Raw genomic sequence first — 1,815 nt, forward strand, 5'->3', positions numbered from 1 at the left:
TGGACAGTACAAGAGAATTACAACCAGTAAATAATGCATTGAGCATAATTGATAATGTTGATATACAACAAGTAGCGGGTACAATGCAGAAAATTGCTAGATTTCAAGCTGTTATTCAGAAAACGCTAAAAAAGAATCATGATTATGGAGTTATTAACGGAACTTCTAAACCTACACTATTAAAACCAGGCGCTGAAAAAATTTTAATGCTAATGGGTTTGACTAGTGAATATGACATAATTGAAAAAATCGAAGATTATGAGAAAGGTATATTTGCTTACACAATAAAATGCACTCTATACAAGAATGGGCAGAAAATTACTGAAGGCGTTGGATCATGCAATAGTAGAGAAGATAAATATAGGTGGAGATGGGTAACTGAAAAAGATTTACCAATAGGGATAGATAAAAGCACTTTAAAATCTAAAACTGATAGCTATGGACGAATCAAATATAGAGTAGAAAACGATGATATTTGTAGTATAGCAAATACAATACTCAAAATGGCTAAAAAAAGAGCACAAATTGACGCTACTTTAACTGTTGCATCATTGAGTGAAATATTTACTCAAGATGTAGAAGATATAGCTCAATTTCATCAAGCTGAAGAATTAGAAACTATGACAGAAAACGAAGCTAGAAATATCAAATTAACATTTGGAAAACACAAAGGACAAACGTTAGGTGAAATTTTAGAAAAAGATAGAACTTATATAAAATGGCTTGTATTGAATGCAAAAGATGAAATTGTAAAAAAAGCTTGTAAAATGCTATTAGCAAATAATCCAGAGGACGATGCAGCAAGTAGCACAGATGAACCAGACGATTTTAATATACCAGTAACAGATGACGAATGTCCGTTTTAAAACAATAAAAAAACCCTAGCAACATAGGGTAATCGGGCAAAAGGGGAACTGGAGGTCATAAAATTTAATATAGGCTTATGCTAAAGTTCCCCTGTTATTTATATTATGCCCGATATTATGAAGAATATACCATTTATAAATAATTTTCTTAAAGAGCAGGTGATAAAAAGTGGCAAGACCACAAAAAGAAGGACTAGATTATTTTCCATTAGATACAGATATGGACCAAGATGACAAAATAGCTCTTATTGAAGCAAAGCATGGAGTGATAGGTTTTGCAATAGTAATTAAACTTTTAATGAAAATTTATAGAAACAGTTACTTTTATCAATGGACAGAAAAGGAACAATTACTCTTTTCAAAAAGGGTTAATGTTGACATTAACCAAGTTAATGATATCATTAATGATTGTTTAAAATGGGGTTTATTTGATGAAGAAGTTTATAAAAAGCATCAAGTTTTGACTTCTAGAGGAGTTCAAAAACGATATTTAGAAGCAGCAGCTAGGCGAAAAAAAGTCGAAGTTTATGAAGAATATTGCTTAATAGATGTAAATGATTACAAAAATATAGTTTTAGTAAGTATAAATGCTGACAATAACGAGGTTAATGTTGACAAAAACACCATAAAGAAAAGTAAAGTAAAGAAAAGTAAAGTAAAGAAAAGAAAAGAAGAAAAAAGTAGCAGTTGTTGTCATGATTTTGATGAAATAAATTCAGCCGAAGAAGAAATAACTAGTACAAGCGAAGAACCAGAAAATAATAATTCAGATTTAATAGTAGTTGCTAATGAATATCAGAAATGCGGTTTTGGGCAAATAAATTGGAAAGTAAAAGAGCTGCTAGAGGATTTATTAGAACAATATCCAGTAGAATGGATAATTAAAGCGTTTGAGATATGTGTAGATCAAAATAAAAGAAAACTTAGTTATGCTAGAGGTATTTTGCAA

General features: G+C 30.3%; 2 protein-coding genes. Both read left to right on the forward strand.

Annotated features, from left to right (window positions below; all coding sequences use genetic code 11):
- On the forward strand, positions 1-866 hold an 866-nt coding region (locus tag AB4Y15_RS13955; protein WP_427340945.1), incomplete at its 5' end, for an exodeoxyribonuclease X C-terminal domain-containing protein.
- A gap of 169 nt (positions 867-1,035) precedes the next feature.
- Positions 1,036-1,815: Lin1244/Lin1753 domain-containing protein (locus tag AB4Y15_RS13960; RefSeq protein WP_427340946.1), on the forward strand; the 780-nt coding region annotated here is incomplete at its 3' end.

It is taken from the genome of Caloranaerobacter longqiensis, from assembly GCF_050286925.1.
GTDB lineage: Bacteria > Bacillota > Clostridia > Tissierellales > Thermohalobacteraceae > Caloranaerobacter.